Annotated in this window: 9 protein-coding genes and 4 pseudogenes; 8 read left to right on the top strand and 5 right to left on the bottom strand. The window is 50.7% G+C overall.

All coding sequences use genetic code 11. The features are described 5' to 3' along the window. Positions 1-349: 349 nt before the first annotated feature. The gene (gene lipB, locus JCM16496_RS06200) at positions 350-1,009 is read right to left on the bottom strand and encodes a lipoyl(octanoyl) transferase LipB (protein WP_025833068.1); all 660 of its coding nucleotides are present in this window, start codon (positions 1,007-1,009) and stop codon (positions 350-352) included. Positions 1,010-1,076: 67 nt separating this feature from the next. Here lipB and JCM16496_RS06195 point away from each other — a divergent pair, with 67 nt between their 5' ends. Beyond that, the gene (locus JCM16496_RS06195) at positions 1,077-1,910 is read left to right on the top strand and encodes a helix-turn-helix domain-containing protein (protein ID WP_025833066.1); all 834 of its coding nucleotides are present in this window, start codon (positions 1,077-1,079) and stop codon (positions 1,908-1,910) included. Positions 1,911-1,921: 11 nt separating this feature from the next. Here JCM16496_RS06195 and JCM16496_RS06190 read toward each other — a convergent pair whose 3' ends face one another. From JCM16496_RS06190 to JCM16496_RS06175, 4 genes and pseudogenes are all read right to left on the bottom strand, one after another. Next, positions 1,922-3,616, bottom strand: coding sequence for a heavy metal translocating P-type ATPase (locus tag JCM16496_RS06190; RefSeq protein ID WP_025833064.1), 1,695 nt, complete (start codon positions 3,614-3,616; stop codon positions 1,922-1,924). A 70-nt stretch (positions 3,617-3,686) separates the two neighbouring features. Further along, complete coding sequence (locus tag JCM16496_RS06185) at positions 3,687-3,998, bottom strand: heavy-metal-associated domain-containing protein (RefSeq protein WP_025833062.1); 312 nt, start codon at positions 3,996-3,998, stop codon at positions 3,687-3,689. A gap of 66 nt (positions 3,999-4,064) precedes the next feature. Further along, a pseudogene (locus JCM16496_RS06180) lies at positions 4,065-6,280 on the bottom strand (TonB-dependent receptor). Between the two features lie 306 nt (positions 6,281-6,586). After that, positions 6,587-6,985 carry a hypothetical protein gene (locus JCM16496_RS06175; protein ID WP_025833060.1) on the bottom strand — a complete coding sequence of 133 codons (399 nt, stop codon included), beginning with the start codon at positions 6,983-6,985 and terminating at the stop codon, positions 6,587-6,589. A gap of 138 nt (positions 6,986-7,123) precedes the next feature. Here JCM16496_RS06175 and JCM16496_RS06170 point away from each other — a divergent pair, with 138 nt between their 5' ends. From JCM16496_RS06170 to JCM16496_RS06140, 7 genes and pseudogenes are all read left to right on the top strand, one after another. Next, positions 7,124-7,990 (top strand): DUF3298 and DUF4163 domain-containing protein, encoded by an 867-nt coding sequence (locus JCM16496_RS06170; RefSeq protein WP_025833059.1) that lies wholly within the window; start codon positions 7,124-7,126, stop codon positions 7,988-7,990. A gap of 37 nt (positions 7,991-8,027) precedes the next feature. Further along, positions 8,028-8,647: pseudogene (gene rsmG, locus JCM16496_RS06165) on the top strand (16S rRNA (guanine(527)-N(7))-methyltransferase RsmG). A gap of 88 nt (positions 8,648-8,735) precedes the next feature. Further along, complete coding sequence (locus JCM16496_RS06160) at positions 8,736-9,374, top strand: MBL fold metallo-hydrolase (RefSeq protein ID WP_025833051.1); 639 nt, start codon at positions 8,736-8,738, stop codon at positions 9,372-9,374. Positions 9,375-9,405: 31 nt separating this feature from the next. Then, positions 9,406-12,251: pseudogene (gene gcvP / locus JCM16496_RS06155) on the top strand (aminomethyl-transferring glycine dehydrogenase). Further along, a pseudogene (gene trhA, locus JCM16496_RS06150) lies at positions 12,251-12,911 on the top strand (PAQR family membrane homeostasis protein TrhA). The pseudogenes gcvP and trhA overlap by 1 nt, the downstream one beginning before the upstream one ends. 117 nt (positions 12,912-13,028) lie before the next feature. After that, positions 13,029-13,853, top strand: a complete 825-nt coding sequence (locus JCM16496_RS06145; RefSeq protein ID WP_025833049.1) for an ATP-binding cassette domain-containing protein — start codon at positions 13,029-13,031, stop codon at positions 13,851-13,853. Beyond that, positions 13,850-14,644: a hypothetical protein gene (locus tag JCM16496_RS06140; RefSeq protein WP_128809473.1), complete on the top strand. Its 795-nt coding sequence runs from the start codon at positions 13,850-13,852 to the stop codon at positions 14,642-14,644. Before JCM16496_RS06145 ends, JCM16496_RS06140 begins: the two co-directional genes overlap by 4 nt. Positions 14,645-14,647: the final 3 nt, after the last annotated feature.

Genomic DNA, 14,647 nt, shown 5'->3' with positions numbered 1-14,647 from the left:
GACTTTAGGTACTCTACACATTGGCAGAGTTACAGATTTACTAATCATGAGGTCTCACGATTACTAATCTTCGCACATCACGATTACTAATCTTCCACCTCTACCGTCTGATAGGACAAAGGTGCAACATACGGGACCTTGACACCTGTGGCACTCTTTATACAACACTCTATATAGCACATTTTTTTCATACACAAACGATACAAGTTTGTGCATATTGATAATTTGCCTCGCGCGCGTAGCATATATTTATGTTTAAAGGGTGCCGCAGGTGTCATTTCAATGATGAAACGACAGTGCAAACATGAGGGAAAACGGAAAAAAGCACAGAGTATGTGTGCCGGACAGTTCATGACAAAAGGTTTACCAGCTCCTTGCAAAGACGCTCCTTCACCTCTCCCATCGGTATCTCGCGCCCCAACTCTTTCTGCAAAGAAGTGACACCTTTGTCAATGAATCCGCAGGGATTGATATAACTGAAATAGCGTAAATCGGTATTCACATTCAGCGCCAGCCCGTGCATGGTGACAAAATGGCTGCTGCGCACGCCGATGGCACAGATTTTACGGGCACGGGGAGTATTACCCTCCAGCCACACGCCCGTAGCCTTTTCCAAACGTCCGGCAGCGATGCCATACGAAGCGCATACACGCATAACCGCCTCTTCGAGCAGATGCACATACCTCTTCAGTCCCAAAGAGAATTCTTCGAGATTCAGAATGGGATAACAGACCAACTGCCCCGGACCATGATACGTAATGTCTCCGCCACGGTCGATATGATAGAGCGTAGCCCCTATTTTATGTAATTGTTCCTCACCCAGCAGCATATTGCCTTCTTTTCCACTACGCCCCAACGTATAAACATGGGGATGCTCACAAAGCACAATACGATTGACATACTCCTCTCCTACCTGTTTGGCATGTACAAGCGAGTCAAACCATTCCGTCTGTCGGCTCCACGCCTCGGCATAAGGAATCACGTCCCAATCTGATATTTTCAGTTTCATGGAGGCAAATATAGTACTTTTTCCCGGAAAAGAATTACCTTTGTGCGAACTCTAAACGACAAAGCGTATGGAATTTCCTCAAGTCGACCTGCCAGTAGACATGATTGCATGGACTGAAGTAACGGAAGACATTCTAAACATATACAAACAGTCGTGCCGCCTGAAAGCATGCATCTTTGCACTTTGCATAGAAGGTTCCATCACGGTATCCATCAACCTGATGGATACGGAAATCAAGCAAGGGGATTTTATTACCCTGCTTCCCGGAACTATCATACAGTTTTACGAACAAAAGGAAAAAGTGTGCCTGGGATTCGTGGGGTTTTCTTCCCATTGCCTCAATGGGGTCAACCTCATCCAGTCTACATTGAGTTCCTTCTCCATAATACTGGAGTATCCGGTACTGGCTGTCAACCCTACCGTCGCCTCCTACTTCAAGGACTATTTTGCCCTATGGGCACGCATCACGACCGGTCCCTATCCTCCTGACACCAAAATGGCACAGAGCACGCTGAACATGCTCCTCAGCGGCATAGACAGAATGTATTGCCACCGTCCGCAGATGCAAAAAGGGAACAAGAGCCGGAAAGAGGAAATATGCCGCGAACTGGTGCAGCTCGTCATCGAAAACTATACCCGCGAACGCCGCGCGCAATTCTATGCCGACAAACTGGGCATCTCCCTGCAACACCTCAGCACCACCGTGAGGCAGGTGACCGGCAGAAATGTATTGGACATCATCGCCCACGTCGTCATCGTAGACGTGAAAGCCAAACTGAAATCAACCAATATGACCATTCAGGAGATTGCCTATTCCCTGAACTTCCCCAGTGCTTCCTTCTTTGGAAAATACTTCAAGAGGCATATGGGCATGAGTCCGCTGGAGTATAGGAACAGTTGAGAATACAGCCGTCAGAACCTGGAACTCAGACGAAGGCTGCTCAAAGCCACGGATACACAAGAAAGAGCCATGACAGCACCTGCCAGCGCAGGGCTCAGCAGGATGTCATAGACGGGATAGAGTACTCCGGCTGCGACAAAGACACCCACTGTATTATAGATGAAAGCCCAAAACAGATTCCGGTACATGAGGCTCACAGTCTGGTGAGACAACCGGAAAACTTTGGGCAACAGCAGCAGGTCTGAAGTCCTGAGAGTAATCATGGCGGTGTCCACCAGCGTATCGGTCCCCTTTCCCATGGCAATGCTTACATCAGCACAGCTCAAGGCTTGCGCATCGTTCACGCCGTCACCTATCATGGCGACCGTTTTACCTTGAAGCTGCAGCTTATGGATGAAATCCTCTTTGTCATCGGGCATGGCATCGGCCACGAAACGCATGATACCCAAACTGCCGGCCACGGAAGAAGCTGTACGCTCACCGTCTCCCGTAAGCATGCATATCTCGATGTCCTGAATACGCAGTTCCCGGATAGCTTCCATAGAAGTCACCCTCAACTGGTCCTTGATGGCAATAACGGCAAGCAAATCGTTCTCACGTCCAAAGTAGACAATACTGTTTCCGTCCGATTCATATTGCGTCAGCATATCGGCCAGGATATCCGACAAATTGGCTTGATAATCTTTCAGCAGTTTATGGCTTCCTACCCAATATTCCGCACCTCGATAGGCCACTCTGACACCTTTTCCGGTAATGTTTTCGAAACCGTCCAGGTGGGCAGGGGTAACCTGTTCCTCCCCTTCCAGAGCCGTAACGATTGCTTCTGCCAGAGGATGGTCCGAAGTAGACTCGGCAGCAAGCAGTACATCTTTATAATACTCCTCCTGCCCTTGCGCCCACAGCCAGCCTATTACCGTAGGATGTCCTTCTGTCAGGGTCCCGGTCTTGTCGAATACCACCACATCCACATTGCGCATCTGCTCTAAAGCGGAAGTGTCCCTGATTAGGATATGATTGCGGGCAGCTTTATTGAGGCCCGCCGCCAAAGCTACTGGAGTGGCCAGCCCTACCACACACGGACAAGCCACCACCAATACGGACAAAGCGGCAAACAGACCGTGTGACACTACATCGATGCCTCCGAAGAACACCCATATAAAAAAGGTCAGCAGGGAAATGATGAGAATGACCGGGACAAAAAGCTCGGCAACGCGGTCGTCAATGCGTTGCTTCTCCGGCAGTACTCGGGCTGCGTTATGCTGCCAGCCTCCCAACCGACGGATAGCCGCCGACACATTTCTCCGGGCACGTTCCTCCATAAACTCGCCAGTCAGGGAAAAGGCGATGATGACGGCGGCAACCCCATAATAGACATGCGGTTCCAGCCCGATACCCAGCCAATAATCCGGGAAGAAAGTATTGAACACACTGAACAGAAAAGCCACAGAGGTGGTAAGCGCCACCAGACGGTCTATATTGTTGCGGCCCGACCGGGTCCCCTTCCAGGCACCGACATAAAAAGGAGCGCCGAAAAACAGCAGTACCGGAATTGCCAGTACCATCTGTATTTCACGGGCATAGGGTATATGCACAAAGACTGTAGAAAACAGTATCAGCACGATGGCAAAAAGCCATGCACCGACGACGCGCAATCCCGTGCTGTGCATATCCAGCACGGGATGTGCCTTAGTAATTATATTGCTCATCCGATTTATTTTTTAGATGGTTGTTGTTCCGCTTTCATAATGCAACAACCGGAATGAGCAGTTTGTTCAATTACTTCTTATCGGCCTGCCTGGTTTCCTTGACAAACTCCGCTTCATAATGGAACTTTTGGAAACCTTCTTTCAACTTTTCCACATTGGTCTTGTCGGCATCATACGTGATGGTTACCGTCTTTGTCTTCAGGTCTGTGTTGAAGTCCTTCAGTCCCTTCTCAAAACGGATGTTATTGTTTATCTTCCTTACACAGTTCTCACACTTCATCTGTGCCACCTTAAACACGGCTGTACGGATGTCTTTTGCCATTGCGGCAGATGCACAGAAAAGTACGACTGCCAAAGTCATTAAAAATCTTCTTGTTTTCATTGTTTCGTTATTGATTAAGTAGATAATATTATTCCTTCTTCTGTTCGAAATTGAATCTTATGTCATTCATATTCTCGGTAAATTGAAGCGTACGCCTACATACGCCTTTGCTCCATGCATCGGTCCCCACACCATCGTAGCATCAAAGTTGCTTCCCCAGGGATTGGAAGCGTCGATGATGGGGTTCTTCTGCTTGAAGTTCGTCAGATTCTCGCCACCGACGTATATAGACCAACGGCGGAAATAACGTGTCACCTGGCACTCAACTGCTCGAAGCCGCCATAGCGCCTTTCCCACGACCAGTTGCCGTCTGTCAGTTCGTATGGAGCCGGCATGCGCCCGCCACCGTTCAGTTGCAAAGTTACATCAAACTGCCACAATCCCAAGGGTGTCTGATAAGAAGCCGTCAGCAAGCCTTTGTATTTGCTGGTGAGGGGCTTCTCCATCAGCTCTCCGTTGTAGTTGGTCTTGGCATCCGTCCAACGGTAAGCCGCGGTAAAGGTAAAACCCGGGAAGAACGGATAGCTTGCCTCCACCTGCACTACCTGCGAATAGGAACGACCGTGAAGGTTGTAGAACAGAACGGCATGCGGGTCCGTATCCATGTCTACCACCACCTGCTTGCTGAAATCCGTGTAATAGTATTCCGCATTCAGGTTCAAGGTTTTGCCGAACAAGGGAATATAGGCGGAAGTGCTTGCGCCATAGTTCCAGGCCTCATCCTGGTCAAGACGTTTGGCGATGTCTATCCGGCGGCTGCTTGCCAGCAGGTAGTTATTCTCGGCCAGCACATGGTTCGTGCGGTATCCCTTTCCTGCCGAAAGACGGAAATGTACATACTCGTTGGGATTGTACTTCACATGGAAACGCGGGGTGACGAAATAGCCGTACTCGCTGCTATGGTCGCCGCGAATGCCACCCATCAGCACCAGTTTATCGTCCCAGTTGTAGGTGTACTGCACGTAGGCGCCGGGGACGGCTTCTTTGGTGAATTTCTTCGTCAAAGGCTGTGCGGCGTCATTGTCCAGGCGGTAGTGCTGGTCATAGGAGTCATAGTTGAAGCTCAGTCCGGCAGAAAGGCTTTGACGCTTGGTCAGTTCCGTCTCGAACAGCAGGGAGGCATAAGCGTTGTGCTGGTCCACATCGTAGATTTTCCGTCCGTACAAGGCATCCTGCTTGTGCAGGGAGCCGGAAAGAATCAATGCCAGGTTGGTGTTCTTCTCCTTATTGAATATATAGGCGTTCTTGGTGAAGGCTTCGTAGCGGTCGGTACCTATACTTATCTTATAAGGGTCTGTCAGAGGTGTTTTGCCATGGCCGACTTGCCCGCTGTTGCGGTCTTCCGTAAGCACTTTGATGCCTGCCTGGAAGACGTAGCGGTCGCCCATGTATGCCCAGCGGTTCCAGAGGTTGTACTGCTCCACGCGGGGGATGTCGGCAAAGCCGTCATCGTTGCTGTCGTGAGCTTTGGTCTCATTCTCGTAATGCGCCAGCAAAGAGGTGCTCCAGCGTTTGGAGAGTTTCACCGTGGCATCGGCATTGGCTTCATAGCGGTTGGTGCTGCTGGCAAAGAGATTGGCGGAGAACCAGTCGGCTTCGGGCAACTGGGGTTTCTTGAATTCCACATTGATTTGTCCCGTGATGGCCTCATAGCCGTTCTTCACGGACGAACTGCCCTTGCTCACCTGAATGCTCTGCATCCATGGCCCGGGCACATAGCCCAAGCCGTAGGGGGCGGCAGAGCCGCGGTAGTTGGGGATATTCTCCGTCATCATCTGCACATACGTGCCGGACAAGCCCAGAAGCTTGATTTGCTTGGCACCGGTGGCGGCGTCAGAGTAAGTGACGTCCACCGAGGGATTGGTCACAAAACTCTCTCCCAAGTTACAGCAGGCGGCACGGCTCAACTCGGCGCTGCTTATCATATCTTCGTTCATCACACTGTTGCGCAGCTTCATGGTGCCCAACTTACGGCTGACCACATTCACCTCGCTCAGTTCCACCCCTTCGCGCAAGACAATGTCGAGCGTCTCATTGCGGTTACTGACGTGTATCGTATCGTTCTCAAAACCGATAAAGCTGACTACAAGCATATGCCTGTCATTGGGTTTGGACAAGGAGAAGGTACCGTCCGCCGAAGTGGTGGTGCCTTGAGTGGTTCCCTGCCAGAAGAGGTTGGCACCCGCAATCGGGTCGCCCAAATTATCCTTTACCGTCCCCTTTACCTGCGCCTGCAAGGCGGTGAAAGAGAACAGAAGGATGGCTATCAAGTTGTATTTCATTGCTATTTTTAGTTTAGGATGAAAATAATAAATTAGAGTATTAACTCTTTATTAATGGGGTAACATAGATAGTAATTAAGTTGAGTAACTCAAATTCTCCTCCTCCGGGGAGGAGGAGTACCCGCAGGGGGAGGTGGTAGCGTCACAGACAGAGGTGTTGATTATAATCATCATTGCCTTATGCTCTCTACCACCCCGCCCTACGGGCACCCCTCCTCCCAGGAGGAGGGGAATTGGAGTTAGTACTATTTTATGGGGTTAGTCTATGCTACAAATTACAGACATGTATTATACATGCAACGAAAACTAAATGATAAGCGTAGAATAAAGCGCCAGATAATGACGCGAGCCGACGACATATGGCGGCGCCCCGAAATGCACCTTCGGAGTATAAGCCACTTGCGGCAAAGAGTAATCAAAAAGTGGTAATTGCTCACAATACAGCGTAAGGGGCGGCACAAACGAAGCAGACTCGTGTACATGCTTCACGAAATCCACCTTGTAGTAGACGGCTGTACAACCGGTATCCTTGCACGTTTTTTGTGAACCATGATGTGCATGATGGCATTTGGAACAGCCGGAGGTGCAGCAACTTTGTGTCGTCTCGCATCCGGCACAGCAATACTGAACTACAGAAATCCCCACTCCGCTTATAATGATAAGGGAGGAAAAGAGTACAGCCAGTATGTAACGGAGTTCCTTCATAAGCGCTGCAAAGATAGAAAGTTTTAACCGTTTGCCGGAATTAATTTTTCCTTTTTTATGCGTGCAGTTCGTTAATAAGTTCTATATTTGTCGATAAAGTTTTTTGATTGATATGTTGATTTATAAACGAAATTCAATATGAAAAAGCAAACTGTCAGCCTACTTGTCCTTCTGCTTGCGGCAAGCGGCTTTTTCTTTTCCTGCGGTAACACCGTGAACAAAAACGCATACGCGTTGGAGTTCGACAGTATACAAGTAAACGAAACCGTACATCTCTTCGGAGACACAGCCAAGCCGGCCTGCAACCTCATCCTCAACGTTGCCTACGCCAGCCAGTCATCCGACGTGAGGCTGAAAGACAGTCTGAACACCTTCTTCCTCTCTGCCTGCTTCGGCGACAAGTACATGGCGATGACACCCGAAGAAGCTGTCAAGAAATATACGGAGAAATATGTCGGCGACTACCGCAATGACCTGGAGCCGATGTACAAGAAAGACGAGGAGGACAAACAGGACGAGCAGAGCATAGGAGCCTGGTATTCCTATTATAAAGGAATCGAAAGCCATGTGCAGCTGTGCAATACCTTGATACTGACCTACCGCATAGATTACAATGAATATACCGGCGGCGCACACGGCATCTATATGTCCACCTTCCTCAACCTCGACCTAAAGACCCTAAGCCCCATCCGCCTGGACGACCTCTTTGAAGGCGACTATAAGGAAACGCTGACCGACTTGCTTTGGAAACAGCTGATGGCAGACAACAACGCCAGCACCCGCCAAGAGCTGGAAGACATGGGTTACGCCACCACCGGCGACCTGGAGCCTATCGAGAATTTCTATTTGGACCCAACGGGAATCACCTTCTACTATAATGTATATGAAATTGCCCCATATGTAATGGGAGCAACCAAAATCACATTGCCCTATGAGGACATAGCACCTCTGATGAACGGCGGGTTCATTATATTGAGCAGTGCTATAAAGACTGATGCCAAATAGAGACTGCAATCAATTGTCTATCAACATAAAATTCACAATGGATTTAATACTCAAATATTTCCCGGACCTGACGGAAGAGCAGAAGCGGCAGTTTGCCGCACTCTACGACCTCTATACGGACTGGAACTCTAAGATTAATGTCATTTCACGCAAAGATATCGAGAACTTGTACGAGCACCATGTGCTGCATTCTCTGGGCATAGCAAGGTAATCCGCTTCAAGCCGGGAACACAGATTATGGACCTCGGCACGGGAGGAGGCTTTCCGGGAATCCCGCTTGCCATCCTTTTCCCCGAAGTGCAGTTCCATCTGGTGGACAGCATCGGCAAGAAAGTGCACGTAGCCACCGAAGTTGCCGGCAGCATCGGACTGAAAAACGTCACCTTCCGCCATGCCCGCGCAGAGGAGGAAAAAGGGAAGTTCGACTTTGTGGTGAGCCGTGCCGTGATGCCGCTGACAGACCTACTGAAGATTATCCGCAAAAACATCTCCTCCAAACAGCAGAATGCATTGCCCAACGGACTGATTTGCCTCAAGGGGGGCGAATTGGGAAACGAAACCATGCCCGTCAAGAACAAGACCACGCTGTGGGACTTGAAGGAGTTCTTTGAAGAGGAGTTCTTTGAGACAAAGAAGGTAGTATATGTAGGGGGATGAGAGATAGGACACCTAAAGTAGAGGTTGAGCATCGTAAAGTGAAGGTTTACGGCGCTAAAGTTGAGGTTTAGAAATCTAAATACATAATATGAAAATAAAGAGATTCGAATTTAATATGTTCCCGGAGAACTGTTATGTGCTTTGGGACGAAACCAATGAAGCGGTCGTCATTGACCCGGGCTGTTTTTATGAGGAAGAAAAGCAGGCCTTGAAAGACTTCATCATCAAGAATGGGCTGAATGTGAAACATCTGCTGAATACCCATCTGCATCTGGACCATATCTTCGGCAATCCTTTCATGCTGAAAGAGTTCGGTCTGAAGGCCGAAGCCAACCAGGCCGATGAATTCTGGATTGACGAAGCGCCGAAACAAAGCCGCATGTTCGGCTTCCAACTGCAGGAAGCCCCCGTGCCCCTGGGCACTTATCTGCACGATGGAGACATCATCACCTTCGGCAATACGAAACTGGAAGCCATCCATGTGCCGGGACACTCGCCGGGCAGCTTGGTGTACTATTGCGCGGCAGACCACTGCATGTTTTCGGGGGATGTACTGTTTCAAGGCAGCATCGGTCGCGCCGACCTTGCCGGCGGCAACTTCGACGAACTGATAGAGCATATTTGCAGCCGTCTGTTCATCCTGCCCAACGACACGATTGTCTATCCCGGACACGGAGCACCGACTACCATAGGAATAGAGAAAGCGGAGAATCCGTTCTTCCGGTAAATATACAGCAAACTTTTAAATCATTACAGCCATGAAAAACGACCTATTGGCCTACCGCCACATTGGCATCAGCGAAAAAGATGAGGAGAAGATGCTCCAAAAAATCGGGGTGAAAAGCCTGGACGAGCTGATTGATAAAACCATTCCTGCCAACATCCGCCTGAAAGAACCGCTGGCTCTGCCCAAGACGATGACGGAATATGAATTCGGACAGCACATTGCAGGGCTGGCTGCCAAAAACAAACTTTACACAACCTATATCGGTATGGATGGTACAATACCATCACTCCTGCCGTTATCCAACGAAATGTATTCGAGAACCCCGTCTGGTACACTTCCTATACCCCCTACCAGACCGAAGTCTCACAAGGCCGCCTGGAAGCCTGATGAACTTTCAGACTGCCGTATGCGACCTCACCGGCATGCCCCTTGCCAACTGCTCCCTGCTGGACGAAGCGACTGCCGCAGCCGAAGCTGTGACGATGATGTACGCCCTGCGTCCGCGCGACATGCAAAAATCGGGTGCCAACGTGGTGTTTGTAGACGAAGCCGTCTTCCCGCAGACACTGGCAGTAATGACTACCCGCGCCATTCCCCAGGGCATTGAGCTGCGTACGGGCAAATACCATGAAATGGAATTCACACCGGACATCTTTGCCTGCATACTGCAATACCCCAACGCCACCGGCAACGTCGAAGATTATCACGCCTTCGTGGAAAAGGCCCATGCAGCCAACTGCAAAGTAGCCGTTGCCGCCGACATACTGAGCCTCGCCCTGCTCACCCCTCCGGGAGAATGGGGAGCCGACATCGTCTTCGGAACCACACAACGACTGGGCACACCGATGTTCTATGGAGGCCGTCGGCAGCCTACTTTGCCACCCGCGACGAATACAAGCGCAATATGCCGGGACGCATCATCGGCTGGTCAAAAGACAAATACGGCAAGCTGTGCTACCGCATGGCGCTGCAAACCCGCGAGCAACATATCAAGCGTGAAAAGGCGACTTCCAACATCTGTACCGCGCAGGCACTGCTTGCCACGATGGCTGGCTTCTATGCCGTATATCATGGTCCGGAAGGCATCCGCACCATTGCAGAACGCATCCACAGCATTGCCGTATTCCTGGAAAAGAGTATCAACAGACTGGGTTACAAGCAGGTCAATGCACAATATTTCGACACGCTCCGCTTTGCACTGCCCGACACCATTTCGGCACAGCAGATACGTACCATCGCCTTGAGCAAAGAAGTGAACCTGCGCTATTTCAAGAACGGGGACGTAGGTATGAGCATCGACGAGACTACGGACATCACTGCCGTCAACGTACTGCTCTCCATCTTTGCCATTGCCGCCGGAAGGGATTGGGAGAAGACAAGCGACGTACCCATGGCAAGCAGCATCAGCGCGGAGATGAAACGTCAAAGCACCTATCTGACACACGAAGTATTCAACAAATATCATACGGAAACGGAGATGATGCGCTACATCAAGCGTCTCGACCGCAAGGACATCTCGCTGGCACACTCCATGATTTCCCTCGGCTCGTGCACCATGAAGCTGAATGCCGCCGCAGAGATGCTTCCGCTCAGCCGTCCCGAATTTATGGGTATGCACCCGCTGGTGCCCGAGGACCAGGCTGAAGGTTATCGCGAACTGATAAGCAACCTCAGTGAAGAACTGAAAACCATTACCGGCTTTGCCGGTGTCAGCCTGCAACCCAATTCCGGTGCGGCAGGTGAATATGCAGGACTCCGCGTCATCCGCGCCTATCTGGAGAGCATCGGGCAAGGACACCGCAACAAGGTGCTGATACCGGCATCCGCACACGGCACCAACCCGGCATCCGCCATCCAGGCAGGCTTCACCACCGTGACCTGCGCCTGCGATGCACAAGGCAATGTGGACATGGCCGACTTGCGTGCCAAAGCGGAAGAAAACAAGGAGGACCTCGCCGCCCTGATGATTACCTACCCTTCCACACACGGTATTTTTGAAACGGAAATTGTGGAAATCTGCCACATCATACACGCCTGCGGTGCGCAGGTATATATGGACGGCGCCAACATGAACGCCCAAGTAGGCTTGACGAATCCCGGCTTTATCGGTGCGGACGTCTGCCACTTGAATCTGCACAAGACGTTCGCCTCTCCTCACGGCGGCGGCGGACCGGGCGTAGGCCCCATCTGCGTGGCAGAGCATCTGGTTCCGTTCCTTCCGGGACACAAATTGTTCGGCAATGCCGCCAACCAGGTGTCCGGAGCTCCCTTCGGCAGTGCGGGTATCCTGCCCATCACTTACGGCTACATCCGCATGATGGGAACGGAAGGGCTGACGCGTGCCACGAAGATAGCTATCCTCAGCGCCAACTACCTGGCAGCCTGCCTCAAGGATACATACGGCATCGTTTACCGCGGTGCTACCGGCTTCGTGGGACACGAAATGATATTGGAATGCCGCAAGGTGCACGAAGAGACGGGCATCAGCGAAAACGACATCGCCAAACGTCTGATGGACTACGGCTATCATGCTCCTACCCTCTCCTTCCCGGTACACGGCACGCTGATGATTGAACCGACGGAAAGCGAGAGCCTTGCCGAACTGGATAACTTTGTGCAGGTGATGCTGACCATCTGGGACGAGATTCAGGAAGTGAAGAACGGCGAAGCCGACAAGACGGACAACGTGCTGGTGAATGCCCCGCATCCCGAATACGAAGTGGTAGCCGACACGTGGGAGCACAGCTATACCCGCCAAAAGGCAGCCTACCCGATAGAAAGCGTACGCGAAAACAAATTCTGGGTGAACGTGGCACGCGTGATAATACGTTGGGAGACCGTAAACTGTTACCCACGTGCTATGGATGCTTCGACTGATGAAAAGAAAGCGTAACGGACTATTTTATAGTAAAAAAGAAGAAACCATCAATTCCATCTCCCATGGCATCGGCATTGCATGGGAGTAATTGTAGATACACTATTCCTGATAAAATGCTACCAGGCCCAGAACCTTTGGGCAGCATTCGGTGTATGGCTCTATCTGTTCGGCATGGGCGGTTCATATCTTGCCTCCACACTCTACCACTCCCTGAAACACCATAATCCGTGGAAACGCGCTTGCGGCATTGGGACCATGCGGCCATCTATTGGCACATTGCAGGCAGTTACTCCCCCATCACGCTCATTGCATTGAGAGAGGACGGCGGTTGGGGCTGGGGACTGTTCGGCTTCGTCTGGCTATGCGCCATCATCGGCACTGTTGTCAGCTTCCGCAAGATGGAGGAGCACAGTTACGTGGAAACAGTGTGTTACATCCTGATGGGACTGTCCGTACTGGTAGTATTCAAGCAGCTATTCGCCCTCTCCCCCACAGCCTGCTACTGGATTATTGCCGAAGGAGTATGCTACATCACGGGAGCCGCCTTCTACTCCTTGCGCAAGGCACGGTACATGCACTCGGTTTTCCATTTCTTTGTATTGGGCGGTTCAGCCTGCCACATGGTGGCTGTGTGGGATATACTGATGAAAATGCTGTAAACAAACGGCAAGCGTACAACCGCTAAAAGAAGTTAATAAGTATCTCTTCCCCTTGCTTTTCTCCATAACTTACCCTACGTTTGCAGTGTTGTACATCAGTGCAACACCCATAAGGTTATGATAAAGATAGAGAACACAAGCTACGGATACAAGTCCAATCCACTTATTTTCAATAATATATCTTTGGAAATAGGAAACGGTATATATGGACTTCTGGGAGAAAACGGCGTAGGCAAAACGACGCTGATGCATCTCATCTGCGGACTACTCTTTCCCAAAAACGGAAAGTGCAGCATAGACGGAAGAAACACAGCGGAGAGACAGCCCGAAGGGTTGAACCGTTACTTCTTCCTGCCCGAAGAGTTGCAGATGCCTACCGAAAGCATCGCCAACTTCGCTGCACGCCATTCCGTATTCTATCCGCATTTCAAGCAGGAAGAATTCGAGCTGAACCTGGAAGAGCTGAAAATCAACCGGAAACAAAAACTCTCTTCCGTCTCCTACGGACAACAGAAGAAGGCAATGCTGGCATACGCCTTTGCCCTGCATACTCCATACATCCTGCTCGACGAACCGACAAACGGGCTGGACATCACCTCCCGCCAGGCCTTGAAGCGCATCATCAGCCGCAGCATGGACGATGAAAGCACGCTGCTCATCTCCACCCATCAGGCGCACGACTTCGAGAATCTGCTGGACTATCTCGTCATCCTTGGCAAAGGCGAAATATTACTGAACCGTTCGCTGGACGAAATCAGTAACCGGCTTCTCTTTGCCCGTACGGACATTCTACCGGCAGAAAGCATCTACAGCGAACAAGACTTGGCGGGCCATTTCTCCATTCTCCCCAACGAGGACGGAGAAGAGAACACACCGGACATCGAACTGCTGTATAAAGCGGTGCTGCAACAACCGGAAAAGATAAAGAGCATGTTTCAATGAAAATCCATCATACAAACAGAACTATGAACGCAACTTTTAATCTGAAACGCTTCCTGCTACTGGAACAATATAAAAGGAATGAGACCGGCAGGCACCTGCTTTGGTCGGCAGCCGTCGTATCGTTCATCTGCATCCTGTGCATCCTCTACGACATAAACCGCGGTGGAAGTTACTACGACAAACATATCTCCGCCACCGAATTTTCCCGCTACGTACTATGGTTTATCCTCATTGCCCCCTGCCTGCTGGAAACAAATTTCAGCAAACGCAGCTCCACTCTCGACATACTGCTGCCGGCATCGGCATTCGAGAAGTTCCTGCATATCTGGATAAAATACCTGCTGCTGCTTCCCCTATTCTGCAGTCTGCTGATAGCCTGCCTCAAAGGTCTGCTGTCCTTAAGCGGCAACGAGTTCCTGCAGTATTTCGCAACGCACATCACGATGTACCGGATACACAACACCCAGATACTGACCAATGTAATCCTGCATGCTTCCGCCTTCATCGGATACTTCGCCTTCAGACGGCAAGTCCTGCTGAAAAGTTTCACCATCTTTGTAGGCTCCATTGCCGTCTGCATAGGAATTGTAACCTTTGTAGCCTCCCTCATGCCCGAAGCCAGAGCGGACGGATACTGGATAGACAACATTGTCACATGGCCCCACACCAACTATCCGTTGTCGACCGGTGCACAAGCCATCGTGACTTTCTGCAATTATGCGGCTCCTATCAGTGTGCTGCTCGGTTCATGGGTATCGAGCTACTTCCTGCTCAAAGAAAAACAGCTTTAGCCT

Origin of the sequence: Bacteroides rodentium JCM 16496 (assembly GCF_000614125.1) — a bacterium.
Lineage (GTDB): Bacteria > Bacteroidota > Bacteroidia > Bacteroidales > Bacteroidaceae > Bacteroides > Bacteroides rodentium.
Note: the sequence above shows the minus strand (reverse complement) of the source record. Positions and strands in the feature narration are given on the sequence as shown.

Bases quoted from the DNA above. Each gene is read 5' to 3' on its own strand.
- lipB (WP_025833068.1), bottom strand. From the start codon at position 1,009: ATGAAACTGAAAATATCAGATTGGGACGTGATTCCTTATGCCGAGGCG.
- JCM16496_RS06195 (WP_025833066.1), top strand. From the start codon at position 1,077: ATGGAATTTCCTCAAGTCGACCTGCCAGTAGACATGATTGCATGGACT.
- JCM16496_RS06190 (WP_025833064.1), bottom strand. From the start codon at position 3,616: ATGAGCAATATAATTACTAAGGCACATCCCGTGCTGGATATGCACAGC.
- JCM16496_RS06185 (WP_025833062.1), bottom strand. From the start codon at position 3,998: ATGAAAACAAGAAGATTTTTAATGACTTTGGCAGTCGTACTTTTCTGT.
- JCM16496_RS06175 (WP_025833060.1), bottom strand. From the start codon at position 6,985: ATGAAGGAACTCCGTTACATACTGGCTGTACTCTTTTCCTCCCTTATC.
- JCM16496_RS06170 (WP_025833059.1), top strand. From the start codon at position 7,124: ATGAAAAAGCAAACTGTCAGCCTACTTGTCCTTCTGCTTGCGGCAAGC.
- JCM16496_RS06160 (WP_025833051.1), top strand. From the start codon at position 8,736: ATGAAAATAAAGAGATTCGAATTTAATATGTTCCCGGAGAACTGTTAT.
- JCM16496_RS06145 (WP_025833049.1), top strand. From the start codon at position 13,029: ATGATAAAGATAGAGAACACAAGCTACGGATACAAGTCCAATCCACTT.
- JCM16496_RS06140 (WP_128809473.1), top strand. From the start codon at position 13,850: ATGAAAATCCATCATACAAACAGAACTATGAACGCAACTTTTAATCTG.